Genomic DNA, 26,947 nt, shown 5'->3' on the forward strand with positions numbered 1-26,947 from the left:
GGCTCATTTGAGCCCGTCCGGCGATTGAGGACGCACCGGCCACCGGACGGACCCGGTGAACCTTTCCGGTCACGCCGCAGCCTGCGGTTCCGCACCGCCTCGGCCGGTGCCCGCGCGCGCCGTGCCCGCCGGCCCCACGTGGGCATAGTCCGGGCCCGCGTCGGGCCGCCCCCGTCCCCCGGGCCGGAGGCCACCTGCACGGTCCGGGACCGCATCGGCCGCCCCCCCCGCCCCCCGGCCGGAGGCCACCCCGCGCAGCTCACCCCCCTCGTGTGCGCTCGTGCGCCGTCGATGGGGCGGGGGGTCGGGCGATACCGTCAGGGTGACGGCGGGGTGCACAGCGTGGTGTGGTCCGTCGGTCCGGATGTCCCCTGCGAAGGTGGAACACGTGAAGGCAATCCGTCGATTCACCGTGCGCCCCGTCCTGCCCGAACCTCTGCGACCACTCAGCGACCTCGCGCGCAATCTGCGCTGGTCCTGGCACCCCGAGACCCGTGAACTCTTCGAGGCCGTCGACCCCGACGGCTGGGCCGCCGCCGGGCGGGATCCGGTGCGGCTGCTCGGAGCCGTATCCGCCACGCGGCTGGCGGAGCTGGCCGGTGACCGGCCGTTCCTCGACCGGCTGGCCGCCGTCGCCGCCGGGCTCGACGAGTATCTGGGCGGCTACCGCTGGTACCAGGAACAGAGCGGCCAGGGCGCCGAGCTGCCCGCCGCCGTCGCGTACTTCTCGCCCGAATTCGGCGTCACCGCCGCCCTGCCCCAGTACTCCGGCGGCCTCGGCATCCTCGCCGGTGACCATCTCAAGGCCGCCAGCGACCTCGGCGTACCGCTCATCGGCGTCGGGCTGCTCTACCGGCACGGCTACTTCCGCCAGTCGCTGTCCCGCGACGGCTGGCAGCAGGAGCACTATCCCGTCCTCGATCCGAACGAGCTGCCGCTCAGCCTCCTCAGGGAGGAGGACGGCACGCCCAGCCGGGTCGCGCTCACGCTGCCCGGCGGCCGGTCGCTGCGCGCGTGCGTCTGGCAGGCGCGTGTCGGCCGGGTGCCGCTCCTGCTGCTCGACTCGGACATAGAGGACAACGGGCCGACCGAGCGCGAGGTGACCGACCGCCTCTACGGCGGCGGCAGCGAGCACCGGCTTCTCCAGGAGATGCTGCTCGGCATCGGCGGCGTCCGCGCCGTCCGTACGTACTGCCGGCTCTCCGGCCACCCCGAGCCCGAGGTCTTCCACACGAACGAGGGCCACGCCGGCTTCCAGGGCCTCGAACGCATCCGTGAACTCAGCGACACCGGGCTCGGGTTCGACACCGCGCTGGAGGCCGTCCGGGGCGGCACCGTGTTCACGACCCACACCCCCGTGCCCGCCGGCATCGACCGGTTCGACCGCGAACTCGTCGCCCGCCACTTCGGCGAGGACGGCGTACTGCCCGGCGTCGCCACCGACCAGGTCCTGCGCCTGGGCCGGGAGACCTTCCCCGGCGGCGAGCCGAATCTCTTCAACATGGCCGCGATGGGCCTGCGCCTCGCCCAGCGCGCCAACGGCGTCTCGACCCTGCACGGCGCCGTCAGCCGGCAGATGTTCGCCGGGCTCTGGCCGGGCTTCGACCCGCAGGACGTACCGATCACCTCGGTGACCAACGGTGTGCACGCACCGACCTGGGTCGCGCCCGAGATCGCGGCGCTGGGCGACGGCGGGGTGAGCGACGTTCCCGACGCCGACCTCTGGGGCGTACGGCACGCCCTGCGCGAGCAGTTGGTGTACGAGGTACGCGACCGGCTGCGCGCCTCCTGGCACCAGCGCGGTGCGGCCGACGCCGAACTGGGCTGGATCGACGGGGTACTCGACCCCGACGTCCTGACCATCGGCTTCGCCCGGCGCGTCCCCTCGTACAAGCGCCTCACGCTGATGCTGCGCGACCGCGAGCGGCTGACGGAGCTGCTGCTCCACCCCGAGCGGCCGATCCAGATCGTCGTCGCGGGCAAGGCGCACCCGGCGGACGACGGCGGCAAGCGGCTCGTGCAGGAGCTGGTGAAGTTCGCCGACGACCCGCGCGTCCGCCACCGCATCGTCTTCCTGCCCGACTACGGGATGGCGATGGCGCAGAAGCTCTATCCGGGCTGCGACGTCTGGCTGAACAATCCGCTGCGCCCGCTGGAGGCGTGCGGCACGAGCGGGATGAAGGCGGCGCTCAACGGGTGTCTCAACCTGTCGGTGCTGGACGGCTGGTGGGACGAGTGGTTCGAGCCGGACTTCGGCTGGGCCATCCCGACGGCCGACGGTTCGGCGGCCGACGAGGACCGGCGCGACACGCTGGAGGCGAACGCCCTCTACGCGCTGATCGAGGACCGGGTCGCGCCCCGCTTCTACGACCGTACGGAGACGGGGGCCGGCGCCGCGTTGCCGGGGCGCTGGATCGAGATGGTCCGGCGCACCATGACCACCCTCGGCCCGAAGGTGCTCGCCGACCGCATGGTCCGCGAGTACGTGGAGCGGCTGTACGCACCCGCCGCCCACGCCCACCGCGCGCTGGACACCGCGACGGCACGGGAGTTGGCCGACTGGAAGAACCAGGTCAGGGCCGCCTGGCCGGAGATCGCCGTCGACCATGTCGAGGCCGTGTCGGCGACCACGGCGGGCGGCAGCGCGGAGCTGGGCTCGACCCTCGCGCTGAAGGTGCGTGTCACCCTCGGCCGGCTCCGCCCCGACGACGTGGAGGTGCAGGCCGTCGCGGGCCGGGTGGGCGCCGACGACACGATCGCCGACGCGCAGATCTTCCCGCTGAAACCGGCGGGCGGGCCTGATCAGGCGGGCCGTTGGGTGTACGAGGGACCGCTGGCCCTGGACCGTACGGGGCCGTTCGGCTACACCGTCCGGGTCCTGCCCACGCATCCGATGCTCGCCACGGCCGATCTCGGTCTGGTCGCGCTGCCGACCGAGGCGACGGGGGAGGGCGCGGGCGTACTGATGCGCTGAGGACGACCGGTCATGCTCCTGGGGCCCGGCGGACACTGTCCGCCGGGCCCTTCGAGGTCTCCGCGAAGTCCATTGGTACATACCTTGACGTGTCCATGAGATGGCCCTAAATTCCTCACTCAGCCAGCGTTCACAACTCCGCTCATTGTTCATGTGAGTGAACAGGGAGTTGAGGAACACCCCCCAACCGGAAGGCACTTCCATGCGCCCCGGAGTCATCCCCAAATTCCTCGGCCTGTCCGCCGCGCTCGCCGGTCTGATCGGCGCGGCCTTCATGGCCCCCGCGTCGGCCGGCGACCGGGCGGCGGATCCACCGGCCGCCACCTCCAAGATCCTCTCGGCCGAGGCGGTCGCCGCCCCCGCGACCTTCACCCACCCCGGTGTCGGCGTCAGCCGTCCGCAACTCGACTTCGTGCGCAGCCAGGTACAGGCCAACGCCGCGCCGCAGAAGGCCGCCTACGACCAGATGATGGGGAGCAAGTACGCCTCCCTGTCACGCGTGCCCAAGCCCCGCGCCGTCGTGGAGTGCGGCTCGTACTCCAACCCCAACAACGGCTGTACGGACGAGCGTGAGGACGCGATAGCCGCGTACACCACCGCGCTGGCCTGGTACATCACCCGCGACGACCGCTACGCGAAGAAGTCCATCGAGCTGATGGACGCGTGGTCCAACACGATCCGCGACCACACCAACAGCAACGCGCCGCTCCAGACCGCGTGGGCCGGATCGTCGTGGCCCAAGGCCGCCGAGATCATCAAGTACACCTACACCAGCTGGCCCAACTCCGGCCGCTTCTCCACGATGCTGCGCAACGTGTACCTGCCGGAGATCATCAACGGCTCCAACTCCAACGGCAACTGGGAGTTGAGCATGAACGAGGCCGCGATCGGCATCGCGGTCCACCTGGAGGACAAGGCCGCCTACGACAAGACGGTGGGCCGCTTCCGCAACCGCGTCCCCGCGTTCATCTACCTGCCCTCCGACGGCGCGCTGCCCAAGACGGTGCCCGGCAGCGGTCTCGACACGCGTGACGAGATCATCGGCTACTGGCAGGGCCAGTCCACCTTCATGCAGGGACTCGCGCAGGAGACCTGCCGCGACCTGACCCACACCGGCTACGGCCTCTCCGCCATCTCGCACGTCGCGGAGACCAGCCGCATCCAGGGCCAGGACCTCTATCCGGAGGTGGGCGACCGGCTGCGGCACGCGATGGGGTTCCACACCAAGTACCAGAACGGCGATCCGGTCCCCGGCAACCTGTGCGGCGGCAGCCTGAAGGACAACCTCGGACCGATCACCGAGGTCGCCTTCAACGCGTTGGGCAACCGGCTGGGCAACGCCATGGCGAACACCCAGGCGTACACCGAGCGGATGCGCCCCCAGGGCACGAACAACCTGTTCGTCGCCTGGGAGACGCTGACGCACGGGAACAACCCCGCGTGAACTCGTAACGCCCGACGGGACCCTGACGGATCGTCACCGTCAGGGTCCCATCCATTTCCCGGACTCGTAGTTGTACCCGTGCACCGCGCCGGCCGCCGCGCTCGTACGGAAGGGCCGGCCGCCGTCGTCGATGCGCGTGACGCCCGTACGGTTCCCGGCCGACCAGCGCACCTCCAGATACCAGTCGCAGTCGCAGCCGTTGGTGCTCGCCTCGACCTTCACGACGAGCGGTTCGCCCGACGTCACCTGATAGGGAAGCTTGGGCGCGGGCAGCGGGCCCTCCTCGCTCGCACCGTCGACCGGGCGCACGATCGGGCGCGAAGCGTCCAGGTCGACGGCGAACACGGCGGGGGTGATCGCGCCGCCGCAGCCGTTGCTCATCTCGTACGCGTTCCAGCCGAGCGGCGCCCGCCGCCCCACCACCCGGGCGAACAACTCCTGGACGACGACGGGCCCCGCGCCCGCCGCCGCGCGCATCGTGGCCTGCGTGAGCGACGAGTCGCCGTGCACCGCGCCGAGAGCCGTCGCCCACTGCCGCGCGTCCTGGGAGTTCGGCGGCGGCGGTACGGCGGCGGGGGCGCGGTTGATCAGATACGTATGGTCGCAGGCCGACTGCCACTTGTGGCTGTCCGCGCTCCACTCCAGCGGCTTCGCGCTGCCCGTCCCGGCTTCGGGCTCGCCGCCCCCGCCGGCCCGGCCGCTCTCGCCACCGCTGCCGCCGCCTCCCGCGGTGCCGGAGCCGTCGGCGCCCGTGGAACCGGACGGTGAAGTCTTCGGGCCACCGCCGGACTTCGAAGGGCTCGCCTTCGCGGACGGGGCGCTCGACCGGGCGGACGGTGCCAGTGGATCCGCCGGTCCGTCGGGGCGGGGGTCGGAGGGGCGGGGACCACTGTTGTCGGTCCGCGAGTCGGGCTTCCCGAGGTCGGCCGCGACGACGACGGTGCCGCCGAGCACCGTGACGACGGCGAGCGCGGCGCCGACGACCTGCCGGCGGCGCAGCCGTGTCGCGCGGGGGCGCGACATGGGCGGGGCCGTGGCGGCGGCGGGCGGCGGATCGTCAGGGTCGTCGTCGGGTCTGTCGTCGGGCCGCGCGTCCTCCTGTTCCGGCTCCGCGTCACGTACGGGCTCCGGTTCGGTGACGGCGACCACGACGGCGGCCGTGGCCGTGTCCCCGGCTTCGACTCCGGCTTCGGCTCTGGCTCCGTCAGCCTCCTCGCCGTCCTCCGTACGCGCCGAGTGCGCCCGCAGCCACAGCCGGTGCAGCTCCACCCGCTCGGCCGCCGTCGCGCCGACCACCCGGGCCAGCCGCTCCACGGGCGCGTACTCGACGGGCAGCGCGTGCCCGTGGCAGTAGCGGTGCAAGGTCGAGGCACCGAGGTGGAGTTGGGTGGCGAGCGATCCGTAACTGCGGTCGGTTCTCTCCTTCAGCGCGCGCAGACGCCTCGCGAACTCCGCAGTCTCCGCCGGGATCTTCTCCGACCGGCCCATTCCTCGTCCCCCTACCGCCCGCCACGCTGTTCCGCGGTCATTCCAGGCGCTTGTCGTTTCCCCAGGCCAGCGTACGCGTACGCGTTCCAGGCGTTCCGCGATTCCGGTGGGTTGTTGCCGTCGGATCGAGTGACCGCCCAATCTGGGATCACCGGCCGATCAAGCCGGTGCGAACAGCACCACCAGGGGGGATCCACCTAATGACCACGGGTAGGAACATGAGAACCAGCACGACGCGGCGAGCACTCGGCGCCGTGGCGACCGCCGCACTCGCCGGCGCTCTCGCACTCACGGTGTCCGGCAGCGTCCAGGCCGCGCCGAAGGCGACCACACCCGGCTTCCTCGTAGCGAAGGACATGCCGCAGGCCGCGGGCAATTTCTGGACCGCGGGCAGCGTGACCGCCGGCGCTCCGGAGTCCGACCCGTTCTGCCTGGAGAAGGTGCTGCCCGCCAAGGGCACCACCTGGCACCGCCAGTTCGGCACCGACCTCGACACGAGCGGCGTGCAGGTGAGCGTCCAGGCGGCGAGCGACGCCGACGCCAAGAAGCTGGCCGCGTCCGCCGAGGCGTCCGTGGCGGCCTGCGCCGCGGACTGGCTGCGCGCCACTCCCGGCGGCACGGCCTCGTGGGACGACTACGGCAGGATCGCCGTCGAGGAGGGCGCCCGTGTCATCGGCGTCGCCACCTCGATCCCGGACTCCGGTCCCGGCGTGCATCTGCTGGGCATCGGCCGGGACGGCAACACCGTCACGATCGTCACGTGGGGCCAGTTGGGGAATCTGAGCCACGCGCCGGTCGCGGCGTTCAAGAAGACCACCACCACGGCCGTGAACAAGCTCCGATAGGAGTTCACGCCGTTCGGTGGATGGCGCGGGCGACGGGGGAGCGGCGCTCGGGTCGGGGAGTTGGTGGCAGTGAAGGAGCGGGGGAGCCGTCGCGGCGTGGTCGGCGACGGTCGGTCTCCTCACTGTCCACAGTGACCATGATTCCCCGGTCCGTGAGCCGGTCGTCCGCGGCGCACAGTCGGTGGACGGACAGAGTGGCGTACTTCTTGACCGGGAGTACGCGCGGGGGAGTCCCTGCCGACAGAGCCGCCCGGGTCCTCAGGACCCGGGCGGCTCGTGTCAGTTCTACGCGTCGGTCGACGCGTCAGTTCAACGCGTCAGTTCAACGCGTCAGCGCTGCGCGGTGAGGCTCAAGGGAACGTGAGCTTCACGCTGTTGATGCGTCCGGTGTCCTGCGCCGCGACGTCCTGCACCCGGACCTTCCAGGCGCCGTTGGCCACCTCGGACGAGGCGTTCACGTTGTACGTCTCCGTGATGTTGTCCGCCGAGTCGCCGCTGCTCGCACTCTTCAGCGGGTAGACCGTCCCGTCCGGGGCGATCAGGTCGACGACCAGGTCACCGCGCCAGGTGTGCGTGATGTCCACGCCGACCGGGAGGGCGGCGGGCGCGTTGCCCGTACGGCCGGTGACGGTGATGGTCGAGGTGACCGCCGCGCCGTTGTCCGGGATGGCGACGGCTCCGGTGTTCTCGAAGACCGTGCCGCCGCTGCCGCCGGGGCGGGTGCCGACGGCGATGCCGGCCCACGCGTCGGCGACCGACTTGTACTCGGCGCTCGTCGTGCCGTACAGCTCACCGGCGACCGCGAGCGTGCCGGTACGGGCCGCCGCGTAGTTGGTCGTGGAGGTGAACTTCGTGGCGAGGGCCTTGAACCAGATCTGCTCGGCCTTGGCCCGGCCGATGCCGGTCACCGGCAGTCCGTCGGATGTCGCCGAGTCGTAGCTGACACCGTTGATGGTCTTGGTGCCGCTGCCCTCGGAGAGCAGGTAGAAGAAGTGGTTCGCCGGGCCCGAGGAGTAGTGGACGTCGACGCTGCCGATGCCCGAGTACCAGTAGTCCTTGGACGCGCCGTCCTTGCTCGGCTTGTCCATGTACCGCAGCGGGGTGCCGTTGCCGTTGATGTCGATCTTCTCGCCGACCATGTAGTCGCCCACGTCCTGGGCGTTGGCGGCGTTGAACTCGACGGCCGCGGCGAAGATGTCGGAGGTCGCCTCGTTGAGGCCACCGGACTCACCGCTGTAGACGAGACCCGCGGTGTTCGCGGTGACGCCGTGCGACATCTCGTGCGCGGCCACGTCGATGGAGGTCAGCGGCTTGGCGTTGCCCGAGCCGTCGCCGTACGTCATGCAGAAGCAGCTGTCCTGCCAGAAGGCGTTGACGTAGTTGTTGCCGTAGTGCACGCGTGAGTACGCGCCGACGCCGTCGCCCTTGATGCCGGTGCGGCCGTGCACGTTCTTGAAGTAGTCCCAGGTGACGGCGGCACCGTAGTGCGCGTCGGCGCCGGCGGTCTCCGCGTTGGACGCGGCGCCGTTGCCCCAGATGTCGTCCGGGCCCGAGAAGAGGGTGCCGGTGCCCGAGGAACCGCGGTTCAGGTTGTACGTCTTGTGGTTGCCCCGCGTGGTGTCGGTCAGCGTGAACGACGGGGCGGTGCCCAGGGTGACCTGGCCGCTGTACTGCGTGTTGCCCGTGCCCTCGTGAACGGCCTGCCACTCGTAGAGCTTCTCGCCGGTGGCGGCGTCGGTGACGACGTGCAGCTCGTTCGGGGTGCCGCCCTTCTGGAAGCCGCCGACGACCGTCTCGTACGCGAGGGTCGGCTTGTCGTTCGCCAGCCAGACGACCTTGCGCGGCGCGCGCTCGGTGGCGGCCTTCGTCGAACCCTCGGCCTTCGCCGCGGTCAGCGCCTGCTTCGTGGCGGCGGAGGCCGGCACGTCGGCGTTGGTCTCGACGGACTTGAGGGCCGCCTTGGAGGCCTTGCTGACCCCTTCGGTGGCGCCCGCCTTCGTGGTGGCGACGACGAGGTCACCGCCGAGGACGGGGAGGCCGGCGTAGGTGCGCTCGTAGCGGGTGTGCGTGGTGCCGTCCCGGTCCTGGACGACGTCGCGTACGACGAGCTTCTCCTCGGCGCCGAGGCCGAGTTCGTCGGCCGTCGCCGCCTTGGTGGCGTTGGCCTCGGCTATCAGCTCGGCGCGCTGGGCGGGCGAGAGGGCCTTGGGGAGCGCGCCGGGGTCGGCCTTGCCGGCGACCGGTGCCGCGGGTGCCGAGTCGGGGGCGGCGGCGGCGCTGCCGGCCTGGACTCCGACGGCGAGAAGGGCAGTGACAGCGATCAGAGCGCCGGTCGCGGTGATGCGGCGGCTGGGCGTGGGTCTCACGCGAACTCCTTCTGCGAGGGGGGTACCGGACCGCGCTCGGGTGGGCGGCCCGGACAGTGCAGGTGCGACTGCAGGAGCAAGGTGGAGCACGAGATGCGGAGCTGCGGTGCACGAGATGAGGAGCGGTGGTGCTCAGAACGGAGGAAGAGTCCCAGGAATCCGGCTTGTCTGTCAGGAGCGCGTCAACAAGTTGGCCGGAAATCGTCCGCTGCGCGAAGTGCCGTGTTCGTTAAGCGAAATCTGCGCCGCTGTTGCGGTGGTGTTACGCGGGCGTACGCCGGGCGACCGTAATGATCTCCGGACTCGCGTCGGTCAGCCGCCCGCGGTCCCAGTCGCCGTACCGCTCCTCGACGACCAGCCCCGCTTCGGCGAGGAACGCGTCGAGCCGGTCCGTGCCGAGGAACCGCAGGGTGCTGTCGCTGTGCCGTGGGGCACGCTCTCCGGGGAGGGTGAGACTGGTCCTGAAGGAGACGATCTCCCCATCCACAGAACGGACTTGACGAGTCATCCGCATCGTGGCGACGTCGCCGGCCGCGACGTCGGAGCCCGGAGCCACCACGTCGACGGGCGTGTCCGTCGTCCACGACTCCCACGCACGCGCGAGCGGATTGCGCGTCTCGAAGCCGAACCGGCCACCGTCGCTCAGAGCCACGCGCACGGCGGCGAGCGCGGCGCGCAACTCGTCGTCTCCGAGGAGGACCTGGAACGCGTGTCCGGTCATCACCACGAAGTCGAACTCACGCTCCCAGGACGTGGATTCGAGGTCACCGAGAATCCACTCGATGTCCAATTCCGGTCGCCGACGCGCCTGTTCCAGCATCCCGACGCCGGGGTCGAGCCCACAGAGCCGGCCCTGATGCCCGGCCCGGCGCGCGAGACGCAGCAGACTCCCCGTACCGCAGCCGACGTCGAGCACGGACCGCGCGGACCCGATGCGGGGCATATAGAAGCCGAAGTCGCCCCGCTCGTCGGTGGGGCAGAGCGCGTCGTACCAGGAGGCGAGCGCCGGATCGGCGAAGAGTCGGTCGACCATCGGCCGACTGTAGGACGGCCGCTCGCGCGGACGCATCCCGATATCCGGGGCCCGCGCCCGGCAGCGCGAATGTTCCCACAAGGGGTGTTGGCGGGACGTCGCGTTGGCGTCCGGCCGCCGCGCCCGCTCCCGTAGAGTCCTTGGCGCCACTGTTCCGTCAGGTCCGTCAGGCCGAGCACAGCGGTTGACCAGGAGAGGAACCATGGAGACCGAAGCCACTCCCACTCCCGACCCCCTCGCGCCCGTACCCGGCACCGGACGGCCCGTCCCCGAAGCCGGGCCCGACATCGTGCGGCGGTGGCAGGCGGAGGGCGGTGAGCTGGTCGAGCTGCTGTCCCAGGTGCGCGAGCGGTTCGGCGGTGTCGCCGCGTTCCGTCTCGGGTCGGCCCCCACCGTTCTCGTCACCGACCCGGGCGCCGTCCAGCAGGTACTCGCCCGGCACCCGGACCGGTACGTCAAGCGCTCCCACCGGGCCCGGCTGCTGATCGGCGACGGCGTACTCTCCGCCACCGGTGCGGCGTGGAAGTCCCAACGCCGCCTGCTGCAGTCCCAGTTCACCGGTACCGGCATGCGCCGCTACGAACAGCGGATCACCGAGGCGGCCAGGACCACCGCCGGGCGCTGGGACGAGTACGCCCGTACCGGGCAGAGCTTCGACGTCGGGCGGGAGATGCGGCGCTTCGCCCTGGACGCCATCTGGCGCGCCCTCACCGGATATCCCCTAGACGACGGGACCGAGCGCGAACTGGACGCCGTGGCCGCCGTGGCGACCGCCCTCCCCACGCTGCCCGCCGATGTCACCGACGCCCACGACGCCGTCGCCGCCGATCTCGCCCGGATCGACGCTGTCGCCCGGCACGCCGTCGAGGCCGCACGCGACGGGGCGCCCGGCCCCGACGGCCCCGGCCTGCTGCACGTACTGATCGACGCCGCCGCCGAGCGCCCCGAGTACACCGACCGGCTGATCCGCGACGAGATGGTCACGCTGATGGTGGCCGGGCACGAGACCACCGCCACCACCCTGACCTGGCTCTATCTGCTCCTCGACCAGCACCCCGCCGCCCGCGAACAGGCCCTCGCCGCCGGCGGCGACGGCTCGGAGCAGCGCCGCCAGGCCGTCCAGGCGCTGGTCCACGAGGCACTCCGGCTCTACCCGTCCGCGTGGATCCTGCCCCGTCACGCCACCGAGGACGGCACCCTCGCCGGCTACACCGTCGAGGCGGGCAGCGACATCCTGGTCTGCCCGTACCTCACGCACCGCGACCCCGAACTCTGGCCGGACCCGGAGCACTTCGACCCCCGGCGCTTCACCGCCCCGGACGGCCGGCCCGCCCACCCGGGCGCCTACTTCCCCTTCGGCATGGGTCCCCGCGCCTGTCTCGGTCTGCAATTCGCGCTCCGCGAATCGACCGTCCTCCTCGAACACCTGCTGCCGGCCCACACCGTGAACTTCTCCGCCACCCCGACGAAGGCGGTGTACGGCATCACGGTCCGCCCCGACGGCCCCACACCGGCGACGTTGGTACGTCCCCGTACCTGAAGCGGGCGGCAGGGCCTCCCCGTGGCGTCAGGCCAGGCTGTCGCGCCACGCGCGGTGCAGGCCCGCGAACCGGCCCACGCCGCCGATCAGTTCGGCCGGGGAGCCGTCCTCCACGACGCGGCCGTGCTCCATCACCAGCACCCTGTCCGCGATCTCGACGGTCGACAGACGGTGCGCGATCACCACCGCCGTACGGCCGTTGAGCACCGTGTCCATCGCCCGCTGCACCGCACGCTCGCCGGGGATGTCGAGGGAACTGGTCGCCTCGTCCAGGATCAGTACGGACGGGTCGGCGAGCAGCGCGCGGGCGAAGGCCACCAACTGGCGCTGACCCGCCGAGATCCGGCCACCCCGCTTCCGTACGTCCGTGTCGTACCCCTCGGGCAGCCGGCTGATGAAGTCGTGCGCGCCGATCGCCTTCGCCGCGCGCTCGATGTCGTCGCGCGACGCGTCGGGACGGCCGATCGCGATGTTCTCGGCGACCGTGCCGGAGAAGAGGAACGCCTCCTGGGTCACCATCACGACGCCGCGTCGCAGTTCGGGGGTGTCCAGATCCCGCAGGTCGGTGTCGTCGAGCAGGACGCGGCCCTCGGTGGGGTCGTAGAACCGGGCCAGCAGTTTGGCCAGCGTCGACTTGCCCGCGCCGGTCGATCCGACGACGGCGACCGTCTGGCCGGCCGGGATCGTCAGGTCGAAGCGGGGCAGGACCTCCCCGCCCGTACGGTACGAGAAGCTCACCGACTCGAAGACGACCTCCCGGCCCGGCTGCCCGCCCGTCAGCTCCGGCAGCGGGCGGGGGGCCGCCGCCTCCGGTACGGACGGGGTCTGGGCCAGCAGGCCCGCGATCTTCTCCAGCGAAGCGGCCGCCGACTGGTACGAGTTGAGGAACATCCCGAGCCGGTCGATCGGGTCGTACAGCCTCCGCAGGAACAGCACCGACGCGGCGAGCACCCCGAGAGCGAGCGTGCCGTCGGCCACCCGGTAGGCGCCCCACAGCACGATCCCGGCGACGGCGATGTTCGCGACGCCCCGTGAACCGACCACGTAGCGCGCCATTTCGAGGATCGCGTCGCCGTTGGTGCGCTCGTGGTGGTGGTTGAGCGCGTGGAAGTCGGCGTCGTTGGCGCCCTCGCGGCGGAACGCCTGCACGGGCCTGATGCCGTTCATCGTCTCCGCGAACTTCACGATCACCGCGGCGATGGCGGTGGAGCGCTTGCCGAATATGGCGCCGGCCCGGTGCTGGTACAGCCGCACCAGCGCGTACAGCGGTACGAAGGAGGCGACCGCGAGTCCGCCGATGCCGAGGTCCAGATAGAGCAGCATCGCCGAGATGTAGACGAAGGCGAGCACGACCGCGATGAGTTCCTGGAGCCCTTCGGCGAGCAGTTCGCGCAGCGACTCGACGTCCGTGGTGGAGCGGGAGATCAGCCGGCCCGAGGTGTAGCGCTCGTGGAAGTCCACACTCAGCGCCTGGGCATGGCGGAAGATCCGGCCGCGCAGATCGAGGAGCACGTCCTGGTTGACGCGGGCCGACGCGCGGATGAAGGCGTACTGGAAGATCCCGGCTCCGGCGGCGCAGAGCAGATAGCCGACGCCGACCGCGATCAGCGGGCCGTTGTCGTCGGCACGGAACGCGGGCACGCCGCGGTCGATGGCGTACGCGACGAGCAACGGCCCCGCCTGCACGGCGGCCTGCTGGAACAGCAGGAACAGCGCGGCGACGACAACGCGGCCGCGCCGGGCGCTCAGCAGCGACCGAAGCAGCGCCCCGGTGGCACCTGGCGGCGCGGGCAGCGCGTCCTGGGCGAAGGGGTCGCCGTCCAAGGAGGCGGGTCGGTGCTTGACGGGGGAGCCGGGGGCGGGGCCGCTCACGGTGCCGGCGTGCGGGCCCTGTTCGGCGCCGGTGGCCGTGAGCACGGCGACGCCGGTGCTGCTGTCCGCCCGGCCGTCGCTGACGCCCTTCCCGGTGCCGGCGCCCGACGGCTTCGTATCGGCGGCGTTATCCGCGCCGTAGGCGCCCGAATCGGCCCGCGGGCCGTCGCTCGGTCTCGACCCGGTCGGGCCGACGCCCGTGAGCGTGTCCGCCCCGGTGCCCGCCCCCTCGGCCCTGTCGTCGTCCGGTCCCGGCGGGCCGTCGGTCGTGGTCGTCGGCGACGACGTCATCGCATGCTCCCCTCGACGGCTTCCGCCCCCATGTCGCTTCGGGCTTCCGGCGCGGCTTCCCCGGCCGCGTCCGGCTCCGCGTCCGCCCCCGACATCAGCCACGCGTACTCCGCGTTGCTCCGCAGCAGTTCGTGGTGCGTCCCCACCGCCGTGATCCGGCCGTCCGAGATCAGCGCCACCCGGTCCGCCAGCATCACCGTCGACGGCCGGTGCGCCACCACCAGTGCCGTCGTCTCCTCCAGCACCCGGCGCAGGGCCGCCTCCACCAGCGCCTCCGTATGGACGTCGAGCGCGGACAGCGGATCGTCGAGCACCAGGAAGCGCGGTCTGCCGACCACCGCCCGCGCCAGCGCGAGCCGTTGCCGCTGGCCGCCGGAGAGGCTGAGCCCCTGCTCGCCGACCTCCGTGTGCACTCCCTGCGGCAGCTCCTGGACGAAGTCGGCCTGTGCCACGTCCAGCGCCCGCAGCAACGCCGCGTCGTCGGCGCTCTCGGCGCCCATCCGGACGTTCTCCCCGACGGTCGCCGAGAAGAGGGTCGGTTCCTCGAAGGCCACCGAGACCAGTTCACGGAGCCGCTGCCGGGGCATCAGCGTGATGTCCTCGCCGTCGAGCGTGATCCGCCCGCCCGTCGCCTCGTGCAGCCGGGGCACCAGCGCGGTCAGTGTCGTCTTGCCGGAGCCCGTCGCGCCCACGAGAGCCATGGTCTCGCCGGACCTGATGTGCAGGTCCACCTCGGCCAGTACGGGCACGGACCCGGCCTCCGCGTCGGGATACCGGAACGACACGCCCTCGAACCGCAGCCCGTCCGACCCACCGCCCTCGACCGCCGCCGGCCCGGCCGTGTCCGCCGTCTCCTCCTTGGCGTCCATCACCTCGAAGTACCGCTCCGTCGCGGTCGCGGACTCCTGGCTCATCGCCAGCAGGAAGCCGATCGACTCCACCGGCCAGCGCAGCGCCAGCGCCGTCGACAGGAAGGCGACCAGCGTGCCCGTCGAGAGATGCCCGTCGGCGACCTGGATCGTGCCCAGCACCAGCGCCGCGCCGATCGCCACCTCAGGGATGACCATGATCAGCGCCCAGATGCCCGCCAGCAGCCGGGCCTTGCCCAGCTCCGTACCGCGCAGCCGCTCCGCGAGCGCCCGGAACGCGACGGCCTGGCTTCGGTGCCTGCCGAAGCCCTTCACGATCCGTACGCCGAGAACGCTCTCCTCGACCACCGTCGTCAGATCGCCCACCTGGTCCTGCGCCTTGCGCGCCACCAGTGAGTACTTCGCCTCGAAGACCGAACAGAGAATGACCAGCGGCACCACGGGCGCCAGCAGGACCAGCCCCAGCGTCCACTCCTGCATCAGCAGAATCAGGAATCCGACCAGGATCGTCGTCCCGTTCACCAGCAGGAAGGTCAGCGGAAAGGCCAGAAACATCCGCAGCAGCATCAGGTCCGTCGTACCGCGCGACAGCAACTGGCCCGAGGGCCACCGGTCGTGGAAGGCGATCGGCAACCGCTGGAGATGCCGGTAGAGATCGGCCCGCATCGCCGCCTCGACCCCCGCCAGCGGCCTCGCCACCAGCCACCGCCGGAATCCGAACAGCAGCGCCTCCAGGATCCCGAGCAGCAGCAGGAACAGCGCGCCGAGCCAGATGCCGCCCTTGTCACCGTCCGCGATCGGGCCGTCGACCATCCACTTCAGGATGAGGGGGATGACCAGGCCCAGGCACGAGGCCAGCACCGCGACGAACGCCGCGCTGAACAGCCGCACACGCACCGGCCGTACGTACGGCCAGAGCCTGAGCAGCGAACGCACGGCGGAGCGTTTCCGGACGGCGGAGCTGTCCTTGGCGGATACATCTTCGGAGGTGGGCATCAGGGGCGAGCCTACGTATCACCACTGACACTGCCCACCGATTTCCGGCTGACCTGGGCATCAACCGATCGGTTGATATCAGGTCGAGCGCGATGGCCGATGCCGCTCCCGGCCGTTCGAGGAGATGCTTGCTGCCATGGCGATTATCGAAGTCAGCGGCCTGCGCAAGGCCTACGGGGGAAAGCCCGCCGTCGACGGTGTCGGTTTCACCGTCGAGGAAGGCGAGATCTTCGGGATCCTCGGTCCCAACGGTGCGGGCAAGACGACGACCGTCGAATGCGTCGAGGGGCTCAGGGTTCCCGACGCCGGCACGGTCCGGGTGGCGGGACTCGATCCTGTCCGTGACCACCGACAAGTCACCCAGCTCCTAGGCGCCCAGCTCCAGGAGAGCGAACTCCAGGCGAAACTCACGGTGCGCGAGGCGCTGGAGCTGTACTCCGCGTTCTACCCCAAGCCCGTCGACTGGCGTCCGCTCGCCGCCCGCCTCGGACTTGAGGCCAAGCTGACGACGCGCTTCGCCAAGCTCTCCGGCGGCCAGAAGCAGCGGCTGTTCATCGCGCTGGCCCTGATCGGCGGCCCACGCGTGGTCGTGCTCGACGAGCTGACCACCGGCCTCGACCCGCGCGCCCGCCGCGACACCTGGAGTCTGATCGAGGAGATCCGGGACTCCGGGGTGACGGTGCTGCTGGTCACCCACTTCATGGAGGAGGCGCAGCGGCTCTGCGACCGGATCGCCGTGATCGACCGGGGGAAGGTCGCCGCGCTCGACACCCCGTCCGGGCTGATCGCGCGCTCGACCGCGTCCACCGTTATCTCCTTCACACCGTCGGAGCCGCTGCGCGACGAGGACCTGGCCGCGCTGCCGAAGGCGGCGTCCGTGGAGACGCAGGGCGACCGGATCGTCATCAACGGCACCGACGACACCGTCAACGCGGTCATCACCCTGCTCGCCCGGCACCGCATCACGGCGCACCAGCTCCGGGTCACCGAGGCGACGCTGGACGACGCGTTCCTCGACCTGACCGAGAACGACATCGGGACCGGTACCGGCACCGCGACCGACACAGGTACCGACGCCGGAACGACCACACCCGTCATCGCCCCCTCCGCACCGCAGCCCGAAGAGAGGGTCTGACATGGCCTCCGCCTCCACCGCCGTCCTCAAGACCGAGGCGCGCCTGCTGACCCGTGAGCCCGGCGTGCTGTTCTGGCTCGTCGCCTTCCCGACCCTCCTGATGGTGATCCTCGGGCTGATCCCGGGCTTCGACGACGTCGACCCCGCCCTGGGCGGCCGGCGGGTCATCGACCTGTACGTCCCCGTCGCCGCCCTGCTCGCCCTGATCATGGCCGGACTCCAGGCCATGCCGCCGATCCTGATCGGCTATCGGGAGCGCGGCATCCTGCGCCGTATGTCCACGACGCCCGTGCGGCCCAGCACGCTGCTCACCTCGCAGATCGTCCTGCTGGGCGGCGGTGCGCTCGCCTCCGCCGCGCTGGTGATCGCCGTCGGCAGGATCGCCTTCGGGGTGGCGCTGCCGGGGCAACTCGTCGGCTATCTGCTGGCGCTGGTCCTCGCGACGGCCGGCGCCCTGGCGATGGGCGGCCTGGTCTGCGCGATCGCCCCCACGCAGCGGGCGGGCCAGGCCATCGGCTCCGCCCTGTTCTTCCCCTCGATGTTCACGGCGGGTGTGTGGCTGCCGGTCCAGACGATGCCCGACCTGCTGCGGGACATCGTCGGCTACTCACCCATGGGCGCCGCGTCCGAGGCCCTCGACGCCGCGATGCGCGGCGGCTGGCCGCACTGGGTGGACCTGGGCGTGCTGGCCCTGTGGGTGGTCGTGCTGACCGCGGGCGCCGCCCGCTGGTTCCGCTGGGAATGACCGTCGTCGGCCGCCACCGGGAGCGGGGGACACTGTGGGGATGACGACAGCCAGGGCGGGGCGCCCGCAGGTCTCCGTGGAAGAGCGGTGGGAGCAGTTCTACCGGTGGGGTCCGTACGCCCTGCTGGCGCTCTCCACCGTGATCTCGGCCTTCGGCGCGAACACCGTCGGAATGACCCGCACCCAGCGGTACACGGCCGCGGCGCTGGTCGTCCTCGCCGTCGCCCTGCAACTGTGGTGGGGCCGGATCGGGCACGATCAGCCGATGCGCGGGCGCGAGCCGACGGCCGCGGGCCGGCTCTACTACGCGGTACGGACCGTGGTCGCCTTCGTCCTCACCTGGCTCAACCCGTTCTTCGCGGTCTACGCCGTCCTCGGCTACTTCGACAGCGGCCACCTCCTGCCGAAACGCGCCGTCCGGGCCGGACTCCTCGTCTACGCCGCCATCATGTCGGGCTCGCAGTCCGGCGGCCTGCCGCCCGCCAACACTCTCCAGTGGGTCCTCTTCGGCGGGCTGCTCCTCCTCAACGGCTCCCTGACCTCCGTGTTCGCCCATCTCGCCCGCAGAGAGGCCGAGATCGCCGCCGAGCGGGCCACGACCATCACCGAGCTGGAACAGGCCAACGCCCGCCTGGAACAGGCCCTGGGAGAGAACGCCGGTCTGCACGCCCAGCTCCTCGTCCAGGCCCGGGAGGCGGGCGTCGCCGACGAGCGCCGCAGGCTCGCCGCCGAGATCCACGACACCATCGCCCAGGGTCTGACCGGCATCATCGCCCAGCTCCAGGTGGTGACCGCCACCGCCGACCCCGAGCTGGCCCGCGAGCATCTGACGCGCGCCGCCGCCCTCGCCCGCCACAGCCTCGGCGAGGCGCGCCGCTCGGTACGGAACCTCGGCCCGGCCGCCCTGGACCACGACACTCTCGCCGAGGCCCTCAGGAAGGCCGTCGCCGACTGGGGCGAGCGGACCGGGGTGGACGCCCGGTTCACCGTCACCGGCACCGAGGAACCCCTCCACGACGAGGTCGCCGCCACCCTGCTGCGCATCGCCCAGGAAGCCCTCGCCAACACCGCCAAGCACGCCGCGGCCCGCCGGGCCGGCGTCACCCTCTCGTACATGGGCGACGAGATCACCCTCGACGTACGGGACGACGGCCGCGGTTTCGACCCGCTGGTGCTGCGCCCGCGCTCCGGCTCGAACGGGTTCGGGCTCGACGGCATGCGGGCCCGCGCGGAGCGCATCGCGGGCACCGTCACCGTCGAGTCGGAGAAGGGCGGCGGCGGTACGGCGGTCTCGGCCCGCGTACCTTTGGTACGCCATGGCTGAGCGGACCATCACCCTGATCGTCGTCGACGACCATCCCGTCGTACGGGACGGTCTGCGCGGCATGTTCGAATCGGCCGCCGGCTTCGAGGTGCTGGGCGAGGCGTCCGGCGGTGTCGAGGGCGTCGAGCTGGCCCTCCGCCTGGACCCGGACGTCGTCCTGATGGACCTGCGGATGCCGCAGGGCGGCGGCGTCGCCGCCATCGCGGCGCTGACCAGGCACCGGGCCCGCTCCAAGGTCCTCGTCCTCACCACGTACGACACGGACTCCGACACCATCCCCGCGATCGAGGCGGGCGCCACCGGCTATCTCCTGAAAGACGCGCCGCGCGAGGAGCTGTTCACGGCGGTGCGGGCGGCGGCCGAGGGACGTACGGTCCTCTCGCCCGCCGTCGCGTCCCGGCTCGTCTCCCGCGTCCGTACGCCCGTCGCCGGCAACGAAGCCCTCTCGGCGCGCGAGCGCGAGGTCCTCGAACTCGTCGCGCGGGGCACGTCGAACCGGGAGATCGCCGCCGGGCTGTTCATCAGTGAGGCGACGGTGAAGACCCATCTCACCCACATCTACGGCAAGTTGGGCGTCAAGGACCGGGCGGCGGCGGTCGCCGTCGGATACGACCGCAAGATCCTCGGCTGAGCCGCCTTCTTGAAGAAGGCGGCCTCACCCCCGTACCCGCAGCAGCAGCACCGCCCGCGCGGGCACCGTCGTGACCGTTCCCCCTTCCAGCACCGTCCCCGGCTCCGCCTCCTGGTCCTCCGACGAGGTGTCGACCACCAGCTCGTACGACTGCGCCCACGGCGGCCCCGGCAGCGCGAAGTCCACCGGCTCCGCGCCCGAGTGCAGCACCGCCAGGAAGCTGTCGTCGGTGATCTTCCGGCCGCGCGCGTCGCGTCCCGGGATGTCCCGCCCCGACAGGAACAGCCCGAGCGTCGAGGCGGGCGCGTACCAGTCCTGCTCCGTCATCTCCTTGCCGTCCGGACGGAACCACGCCAGGTCGCGCAGCCCGTCGGGCGCCTGCGCGCGGCCGGAGAAGAACGCGCGGCGGCGCAGCACCGGATGGGCCTGCCGCAGTGCCAGCAGCCGCCTGGTGAGCCGGTAGAGGCCGTACGAGCCCGGCTGGTCGAGCAGTGACCAGTCGAGCCAGCTGGTCTCGTTGTCCTGGCAGTACGCGTTGTTGCTGCCGCCCTGCGTACGGCCCAGCTCGTCGCCCGCGACGAGCATCGGCACACCGGTCGACAGCAGCAGTGTCGTGAGCAGATTGCGCAACTGGCGCCGGCGCAGCGCGTTGATCTCGGGGTCTTCGGTCTCGCCCTCCACGCCGCAGTTCCACGCGCGGTTGTCGTCCGTGCCGTCCCTGTTGCCCTCGCCGTTGGCCTCGTTGTGCTTGTGCTCGTAACTGACGAGGTCGCGCAGTGTGAAACCGTCGTGCGCGGTGACGAAGTTGACGGAGGCGTACGGCCGCCGGCCGCCCCACGCGTACAGGTCGCTCGACCCGGACAGCCGGTAGCCCAGATCCCGTACGTCGGGTGTGGCACCGCGCCAGAAGTCGCGTACGGCGTCCCGGTAGCGGTCGTTCCACTCCGTCCACAGCGGCGGGAACGCCCCGACCTGGTAGCCGCCGTCCCCGACGTCCCACGGCTCGGCGATGAGCTTCACCCGGCGCAGCACCGGATCCTGCGCGATCACCGCCAGGAAGGGCGAGAGCATGTCGACGTCGTGCATGGAGCGGGCCAGCGCCGCCGCCAGGTCGAAGCGGAAACCGTCGACGCCCATCTCGGTGACCCAGTACCGCAGCGAGTCCGTGATCAGCCGCAGGACCTGCGGCTGGACGACGTCGAGGGTGTTGCCGCAGCCCGTGTAGTCGGCGTATCTGCGGGCGTCGGGCTGGAGGCGGTAGTAGCCGCGGTTGTCTATGCCGCGCAGCGACAGCGTCGGGCCGAGTTCGCCCGCCTCCGCCGTGTGGTTGTAGACGACGTCGAGGATGACCTCGATCCCCGCGTCGTGCAGGGCGCGCACCATCTGTTTGAACTCGTCGACCTGCTGACCGCGCGTGCCGCCCGCGGCGTAGTCGGCGTGCGGGGCGAAGTAGCCGATGGAGTTGTAGCCCCAGTAGTTGCGCAGCCCGCGCCGCAGCAGATGGTCCTCGTGCGCGAACTGGTGCACCGGCAGCAGCTCGACCGCAGTCACACCGAGCCGTACGAGATGGTCGATCGCCGCCGGGTGGGCGAGCCCCGCGTACGTGCCGCGCAGCTCGTCGGGGATGCCCGGATGGCGCATGGTGAAGCCGCGTACGTGCAGCTCGTAGATGACCGTGTCCGCCCAGGGCGTCTTGGGGCGCCGGTCGTCGGCCCACTCGTCGTCGGGGGAGTCGTCGTGGACGACGACGCCCTTGGGGACGTACGGCGCCGAGTCGTGCTCGTCGCGCACCGTGTCGGCGACGTGCTGCTGCGGCCAGTCGCGCACATGGCCGTACACCTCGGGCGGCAGCCCGAAGTCGCCGTCGACGGCGCGGGCGTACGGGTCGAGCAGCAGCTTCGCCGGATTCCACCGGGCGCCCGTCCAGGGGTCCCAGCGGCCGTGCACGCGGAAGCCGTACCGCTGCCCGGGGCGCACGTCGGGCACGAAGCCGTGCCAGATCTCGTGCGTCAGCTCCGTCAGTGGGAGGCGGGTCTCGACGACATCGCCTCCTACGGAGGGCGCGTCGCCGTTGCTCCTTCCTATGGAGGGCGCGTCGTCGAAGAGGCACAGCTCCACGGCCTCGGCGCCGCCCGCCCAGAGGGCGAAGTTCGTCCCCGCGACCCCGTCGGGGCCCACGCGGAAGCGCGCCCCCAGCGGCGTCGGCGCCCCGGGCCACACCTCGGGCGGGGGAGCGGCGGAGGCCGCCTCCCCGACGGCCTCCGGCTCGCTCCCGGTGTTCCTCTCGCCCTCTTCGACCGGATCTCTCACGTGATCCATCATCGGATCCGGGACCGGTTCCCGCACTGTCTCCTGCTCGGCTGCGCTCGCCACTGTCAGGCCTCCCGGCTCGTCGGCCCCGCGCATCCGGCAGCCACGGCGTCCCGGCCGTGGCTGCTCCTCGCGTGGTCCTCCCACCTGTTCTGCCCGCCGGAAGGCCCGCACTCACGTTTCCCTCCGAGGGGGGTAGTCGTTGGGCGGGTCGTGACACACGTACTGAAGCGGGCAGGGACCGGCGTGGCCGCCGTCCTGACATGGGCAGGACTGATGGCGGGGCTGGCCGGACTGACGGGATGCACCGTCGGCGAGACCTTCACCGAAAGCAAGTCCCCGGCGCCTGGGGACACGATCCGGATCAGCCCCGAGGACGGGGCCAAGAACATCAAGCGCGGCGACCGGATCGAGGTGAGGGTCCCGGACGGCCGGCTGGAGCGGGTCGAGGTCGCGCGGGTCGACGGCGCGCAGCGTACGGAGCTGCCGGGCCGGACCTCCGACGACGGGCTCGTGTGGTCGCCGGAGGCGGACGCGCGCGTCGTGCTCGCCGCCAGATACAGCGTCGACGTGGTCGCCGTGGACGGCGAGGGCCGCCGCTCGGCCCGGCACTCGACCTTCACCACCGCCGTGCCGAAGCATCGTTTCATCGGCTACTTCAAGCCCGAGAACCGCTCGACCGTCGGCACCGGCATGATCGTCTCCTTCGACTTCAACCGGAAGATCGAGAACCGGGCCGCCGTCCAGCGCGCCATCCACATCACGTCGGACCCGCCGGTCGAGGTCGTCGGCCACTGGTTCGGCAGCCAACGCCTGGACTTCCGGCCCCGTGAGTACTGGAAGCCGGGCACCGAGGTCACGGTCGACCTGCGGCTGCGGGACGTGCAGGCGGCGCCGGGAGTCTTCGGCATCCAGGAGAAGAAGGTCGGCTTCACGGTCGGCCGCTCCCAGGTGTCCCTCGTCGACGCGGAGAAACACACCATGGAGGTACGGCGCGACGGCGCGCTGGTCTCGACGGTGCCGATCACGGCGGGGGCGCCCAAGACCACGACGTACAACGGGAAGATGGTCGTCACCGAGCTGTACGACGTGACGCGGATGAACGGCGCGACGGTGGGCTTCGGCGGTGAGTACGACATCAAGGACGTGCCGCACGCGCTGCGGCTGACGACGTCGGGGACGTTCCTGCACGGCAACTACTGGGCCACTCCCGACACCTTCGGCTCGGCCAACGTCAGTCACGGGTGCGTCGGTCTGCGTGACGTCAAGGGCGGCAGCGCGGACACCCCGGCGGGCTGGTTCTTCGACAGGACGCTCGTCGGCGATGTCGTGGAAGTGGTCAACTCACCGGACAGGACGGTCGATCCGGACAACGGACTGAGTGGCTGGAACCTCGACTGGCGGAAGTGGAAGGCGGGTTCCGCGGTCGCCGGCTGACGGCGAGGAGCCGTACGGACCTCGAAGACACGGCCTCGCACCCACCCTCACCTGCGTGACCGTCCCTGATTCCGGGAGACGTTGGAACGGAACAGTGACAATCCCGGGGAGTCCGGGACGGCTCGCGGTGTGATTATCTAGCGCCGTGCGCGCGAGCAAAGCGCGCGGGGGTGTGGAGCCCGGTCGTGCGTTGTTCGCACCTGGCTCCGGAGGCCGTGGTGGGACCCGGCCGTGTGAGGGGAGACGACCATTGAACGGGCAGCCGATATCGGGGGCATCGGCGAAAGCCGGCCGCGGACGGGGCAGGGGGCTGACGGCGTTCGCGCTGGGGAGCCTGTTGCTTTTCGTGACGGCGTGCGGCGGAGGAGGCGATTCCGACGCGGGCGGTGACGGCAAGGGCGACAAGGACAGCGGGAAGGTCGAGAACGCCGCCTCGCAGGCCGTCGTGACGGTCGCTCCCAAGGACGGCGCGAAGTCGGTCGCGACGAGCGGCGCGCTCAAGATCGGCGCGAGCAAGGGCAAGTTGACGACCGTCACCGTCGAGGACAGCAAGGGCAACGCGGTCGACGGCAAGATAGCCGCCGACGGCACGGCCTGGGAGCCGGCCCGGCATCTGGCCGGTGCCACCAAGTACATGGTCCACGCGATAGCCAAGGACTCCGAGGGCCGGGTGTCGGCGAAGGACACCACGTTCACCACCCTCGTACCGAAGAACACCTTCATCGGTCACTACACGCCCGAGGACGGCTCGACGGTCGGCGTCGGCATGCCGGTCTCGCTCAACTTCACCCGGGGGATCACCGATCCCGAGGCCGTGGAGAAGGCCGTCAAGGTGACCGCCGAGCCGTCGGTCCCCGTCGAGGGCCACTGGTTCGGCAACGACCGGCTGGACTTCCGCCCCGAGAAGTACTGGGCCGCGGGCACGAAGGTGACCGTGGAGCTCAACCTCGACGGTGTCGAGGGACGGCCCGGGGTGTACGGAGAGCAGACCAAGACGGTGAAGTTCACCATCGGCCGCTCCATGGTCTCCACGGTGGACGCCAAGGCCAAGACGATGAAGGTCGTCAAGGACGGCAAGGAGATCAAGAAGGTCAACATCACGGCCGGGGCGCCGTCGACCACGACGTACAACGGCCAGATGGTGATCAGCGAGAAGCACAAGGTGACGCGGATGAACGGCGCCACGGTGGGCTTCGGCGGTGAGTACGACATCAAGGACGTGCCGCACGCGATGCGGCTGTCCACGTCGGGCACCTTCATCCACGGCAACTACTGGGCGTCCGCCGGGACGTTCGGCTCGGCCAACGTCAGCCACGGGTGCGTCGGACTGCGCGACGTCCGGGGCGGCTACGACAAGAACATGCCGTCCGCGTGGTTCTACGACCAGTCGATCATCGGCGACGTGGTGATCGTGAAGAACTCCAACGACAAGAACATCGCCCCGGACAACGGCCTCAACGGCTGGAACATGTCCTGGGCCGAGTGGACGAAGTAGTCCGCGACGGAACATGAGGGCCCGGCGCACCCCCACCAGGTGCGCCGGGCCCTTCCGCGCGCCTGGTCGCAGGTCGCGGGCCGCGGGCGACGGGCCGTGGATCCCGGACAGGACCTAACCTGCCTCGTATGTCATCTGTGAATCTCGAAGTCTCCGGCGGCGTCGGCACCATCAGGCTCGACCGCCCGCCCATGAACGCGCTGAACATCGCTATCCAGGACCGGCTCCGTGAACTCGCCGCCGAGGCCGGCCGCCGCGACGACATCAGGGCCGTGATCCTCTACGGCGGCGAGAAGGTGTTCGCCGCCGGCGCGGACATCAAGGAGATGCGCGACATGGACCACGCGGCGATGGTCGTACGCTCCCGGGCACTCCAGGAGTCGTTCACGGCCGTGGCGCGGATCCCCAAGCCCGTGGTCGCCGCCGTCACCGGCTACGCGCTGGGCGGCGGCTGCGAGTTGGCGCTGTGCGCCGACTTCCGGATCGCCGCCGACAACGCGAAGCTCGGCCAGCCGGAGATCCTGCTCGGTCTGATCCCGGGCGCGGGCGGCACCCAGCGCCTCGCCCGGCTGATCGGCCCCTCCAAGGCCAAGGACCTCATCTTCACCGGCCGTCAGGTGAAGGCGCCCGAGGCGCTCGCGCTGGGGCTCGTGGACCGCGTCGTACCGGCGGACGAGGTGTACGAGCAGGCGCACGCGTGGGCCACGCAGCTCGCCCGGGGGCCCGCCCTCGCGCTGCGGGCGGCCAAGGAGACCGTGGACGCCGGCCTGGAGACGGATCTGGAGACGGGTCTCGCGCTCGAACGCAACTGGTTCGCGGGTCTGTTCGCCACCGAGGACCGCGAGCGCGGCATGCGCAGCTTCGTCGAGGAGGGGCCGGGCAAGGCCAAGTTCCTCTGAGGACAGCCCGGTTGAGCACAGCCCGCTTGCGCACACCCCCGGTTGGACAACGGAAGCGTGTGCGTCAACCTCGTGCCCGGCTCAGCTCCGCCTTAAAGCAAGCTTAAGGCGGAGCTGTCGATCACGTCAGGTGATCACCCGTGCGTGACGTGTTATCGCAGATCAGGATGGGTAAGAGAGGCGGCTTCCTGCCATGGTCATATGCCAAACCCATCGAGGGGGGTGGGTCGTTCGGGGGTGCGGATTCCCCCGGAACGCCCCCGAGAGCCCGCCTGGGCAGCCATGATGGACGCATGGCGGGCCTTGAGGGTGTGGAACAACCGCGGCACGGCGGCGACGCGACCGCTACGCGATTGACTCCGGCCGTCGAGGACGAACAGGCGCGCGGAGTGCTCGAACTGTTCGGTAACCCGACGGAGGGGGAAGTCCGGCTGCCCTCCCGCCCCGAGTCCGCCCTCGCGGCGCGCAGGCTCACCCATATCGTCGTGTTACGGCAGTGGGCGCTGACCCCGCAGATGGCCGAGCACGCGGTGCTGCTCGTCTCCGAACTTGTCGGCAACGCCGTACGGCACACCGGTGCGCGCGTCTTCGGTCTGCGGATGCTGCGCCGCCGCGGCTGGATCCGCATCGAGGTCAGGGATCCCTCCCGGGGCCTGCCGTGCCTGCTGCCGGTGCGCGAGATGGACACCAGCGGACGGGGACTGTTCCTGGTGGACAAGCTCTCCGACCGGTGGGGCGTGGATCTGCTGCCGCGCGGCAAGACGACATGGTTCGAGATGCGGGTCTCCGACCGCCATCCCTGATCCGGATCCGGCCCTGAACCCGGCCCCGAACCGTGCCCTGAGCCCTTCGCCGGGCTGCCGCCGAGGAGGCACCGGCGTGCCGATAATCTGACTCCTGTCAGTAGGGCACAAGAAGGGGCGGAAGCAGTGGCGGACAACGAAGAGGCGCGCAAGGCGTTCGACCGTTTCGACGCGAACAGCGACGGGCTGATCACGGCGTCGGAGTACAAGAGCGCGATGGCGCAGCTCGGCGACTTCCATGTGACGGAGACCGTCGCCCAGGCCGTGATCAACGCCCACGACTCCAACAACGACGGGCTCCTGACCTTCGAGGAATTCCTGGCGTCCCGCGCGCAGGGCTAGGGCGTGTCTCTTGGATCAGGCCGGATCAGGGAGCGCCCGCCGCGGCAGCGGCCTGGTGTCACGTTGGTGCGTGCGATCGCAAGGCGGAGGAGGGAGGCATGGCGGAGC

At 71.1% G+C, this 26,947-nt stretch carries 19 protein-coding genes; 13 read left to right on the forward strand and 6 right to left on the reverse strand.

Going from position 1 to position 26,947, the window contains the following annotated elements:
- Positions 1–388: 388 nt before the first annotated feature.
- Together glgP and ACFT9I_RS37230 are read left to right on the forward strand one after the other, a co-directional pair.
- On the forward strand, positions 389–2,974 hold the full coding sequence (gene glgP / locus ACFT9I_RS37225; RefSeq protein WP_382571900.1) for an alpha-glucan family phosphorylase: 2,586 nt from the start codon (positions 389–391) through the stop codon (positions 2,972–2,974).
- A gap of 202 nt (positions 2,975–3,176) precedes the next feature.
- The gene (locus tag ACFT9I_RS37230) at positions 3,177–4,418 is read left to right on the forward strand and encodes an alginate lyase family protein (RefSeq protein ID WP_382571901.1); all 1,242 of its coding nucleotides are present in this window, start codon (positions 3,177–3,179) and stop codon (positions 4,416–4,418) included.
- Between the two features lie 39 nt (positions 4,419–4,457).
- Here ACFT9I_RS37230 and ACFT9I_RS37235 read toward each other — a convergent pair whose 3' ends face one another.
- Positions 4,458–5,906 carry a helix-turn-helix domain-containing protein gene (locus ACFT9I_RS37235; RefSeq protein ID WP_382571903.1) on the reverse strand — a complete coding sequence of 483 codons (1,449 nt, stop codon included), beginning with the start codon at positions 5,904–5,906 and terminating at the stop codon, positions 4,458–4,460.
- Between the two features lie 218 nt (positions 5,907–6,124).
- On the opposite strand from ACFT9I_RS37235, the gene ACFT9I_RS37240 reads away from it, so the two are divergent.
- Complete coding sequence (locus ACFT9I_RS37240) at positions 6,125–6,751, forward strand: hypothetical protein (RefSeq protein WP_382571904.1); 627 nt, start codon at positions 6,125–6,127, stop codon at positions 6,749–6,751.
- A gap of 350 nt (positions 6,752–7,101) precedes the next feature.
- Here the strand turns inward: ACFT9I_RS37240 and ACFT9I_RS37245 are convergent, their stop codons facing one another.
- Together ACFT9I_RS37245 and ACFT9I_RS37250 are read right to left on the reverse strand one after the other, a co-directional pair.
- Positions 7,102–9,117, reverse strand: a complete 2,016-nt coding sequence (locus tag ACFT9I_RS37245; protein WP_382571906.1) for a M4 family metallopeptidase — start codon at positions 9,115–9,117, stop codon at positions 7,102–7,104.
- Between the two features lie 262 nt (positions 9,118–9,379).
- A complete protein-coding gene (locus ACFT9I_RS37250) occupies positions 9,380–10,150 on the reverse strand; it encodes a class I SAM-dependent methyltransferase (protein WP_382571907.1) in 771 nt (256 codons plus the stop codon).
- 202 nt (positions 10,151–10,352) lie between these two features.
- On the opposite strand from ACFT9I_RS37250, the gene ACFT9I_RS37255 reads away from it, so the two are divergent.
- Positions 10,353–11,690 carry a cytochrome P450 gene (locus ACFT9I_RS37255; RefSeq protein WP_382571908.1) on the forward strand — a complete coding sequence of 446 codons (1,338 nt, stop codon included), beginning with the start codon at positions 10,353–10,355 and terminating at the stop codon, positions 11,688–11,690.
- Between the two features lie 27 nt (positions 11,691–11,717).
- Here the strand turns inward: ACFT9I_RS37255 and ACFT9I_RS37260 are convergent, their stop codons facing one another.
- Positions 11,718–13,853 (reverse strand): ATP-binding cassette domain-containing protein, encoded by a 2,136-nt coding sequence (locus tag ACFT9I_RS37260; protein ID WP_382571910.1) that lies wholly within the window; start codon positions 13,851–13,853, stop codon positions 11,718–11,720.
- Entirely contained in the window at positions 13,850–15,718 is a 1,869-nt protein-coding gene (locus ACFT9I_RS37265) for an ABC transporter ATP-binding protein (RefSeq protein WP_382571911.1), read from the reverse strand. Before ACFT9I_RS37265 ends, ACFT9I_RS37260 begins: the two co-directional genes overlap by 4 nt.
- Positions 15,719–15,854: 136 nt before the next feature.
- Between ACFT9I_RS37265 and ACFT9I_RS37270 the strand changes: the two genes are divergently transcribed.
- From ACFT9I_RS37270 to ACFT9I_RS37285, 4 genes are read left to right on the forward strand one after another with little or no spacing between them, the layout of a single operon-like run.
- The gene (locus ACFT9I_RS37270; protein WP_382571913.1) at positions 15,855–16,853 is read left to right on the forward strand and encodes an ABC transporter ATP-binding protein; all 999 of its coding nucleotides are present in this window, start codon (positions 15,855–15,857) and stop codon (positions 16,851–16,853) included.
- A gap of 1 nt (position 16,854) precedes the next feature.
- The gene (locus ACFT9I_RS37275; RefSeq protein ID WP_382571914.1) at positions 16,855–17,598 is read left to right on the forward strand and encodes an ABC transporter permease; all 744 of its coding nucleotides are present in this window, start codon (positions 16,855–16,857) and stop codon (positions 17,596–17,598) included.
- A gap of 40 nt (positions 17,599–17,638) precedes the next feature.
- Positions 17,639–18,922 carry a sensor histidine kinase gene (locus ACFT9I_RS37280; RefSeq protein WP_382571915.1) on the forward strand — a complete coding sequence of 428 codons (1,284 nt, stop codon included), beginning with the start codon at positions 17,639–17,641 and terminating at the stop codon, positions 18,920–18,922.
- The gene (locus tag ACFT9I_RS37285; RefSeq protein WP_382571916.1) at positions 18,915–19,553 is read left to right on the forward strand and encodes a response regulator; all 639 of its coding nucleotides are present in this window, start codon (positions 18,915–18,917) and stop codon (positions 19,551–19,553) included. The genes ACFT9I_RS37280 and ACFT9I_RS37285 overlap by 8 nt, the downstream gene beginning before the upstream one ends.
- Before the next feature lie 24 nt (positions 19,554–19,577).
- On the opposite strand, the gene glgX is transcribed toward ACFT9I_RS37285, so the two are convergent.
- The gene (gene glgX / locus ACFT9I_RS37290) at positions 19,578–21,926 is read right to left on the reverse strand and encodes a glycogen debranching protein GlgX (protein ID WP_382571918.1); all 2,349 of its coding nucleotides are present in this window, start codon (positions 21,924–21,926) and stop codon (positions 19,578–19,580) included.
- A gap of 150 nt (positions 21,927–22,076) precedes the next feature.
- Here glgX and ACFT9I_RS37295 point away from each other — a divergent pair, with 150 nt between their 5' ends.
- The 5 genes from ACFT9I_RS37295 to ACFT9I_RS37315 all read left to right on the forward strand — a co-directional run bounded on the left by ACFT9I_RS37295 (position 22,077) and on the right by ACFT9I_RS37315 (position 26,839).
- Positions 22,077–23,300, forward strand: coding sequence for an Ig-like domain-containing protein (locus tag ACFT9I_RS37295; protein ID WP_382571919.1), 1,224 nt, complete (start codon positions 22,077–22,079; stop codon positions 23,298–23,300).
- Positions 23,301–23,550: 250 nt separating this feature from the next.
- A complete protein-coding gene (locus ACFT9I_RS37300) occupies positions 23,551–24,795 on the forward strand; it encodes an Ig-like domain-containing protein (RefSeq protein ID WP_382571921.1) in 1,245 nt (414 codons plus the stop codon).
- Between the two features lie 128 nt (positions 24,796–24,923).
- Entirely contained in the window at positions 24,924–25,694 is a 771-nt protein-coding gene (locus tag ACFT9I_RS37305) for an enoyl-CoA hydratase/isomerase family protein (protein ID WP_382571922.1), read from the forward strand.
- A 293-nt stretch (positions 25,695–25,987) separates the two neighbouring features.
- Entirely contained in the window at positions 25,988–26,497 is a 510-nt protein-coding gene (locus tag ACFT9I_RS37310; protein WP_382571923.1) for an ATP-binding protein, read from the forward strand.
- A gap of 126 nt (positions 26,498–26,623) precedes the next feature.
- Positions 26,624–26,839, forward strand: a complete 216-nt coding sequence (locus ACFT9I_RS37315) for an EF-hand domain-containing protein (RefSeq protein ID WP_382571925.1) — start codon at positions 26,624–26,626, stop codon at positions 26,837–26,839.
- The last annotated feature ends 108 nt before the right edge of the window (positions 26,840–26,947 follow it).

It is taken from the genome of Streptomyces sp. NPDC057137 (assembly GCF_042670825.1).
Taxonomy (GTDB): domain Bacteria; phylum Actinomycetota; class Actinomycetes; order Streptomycetales; family Streptomycetaceae; genus Streptomyces.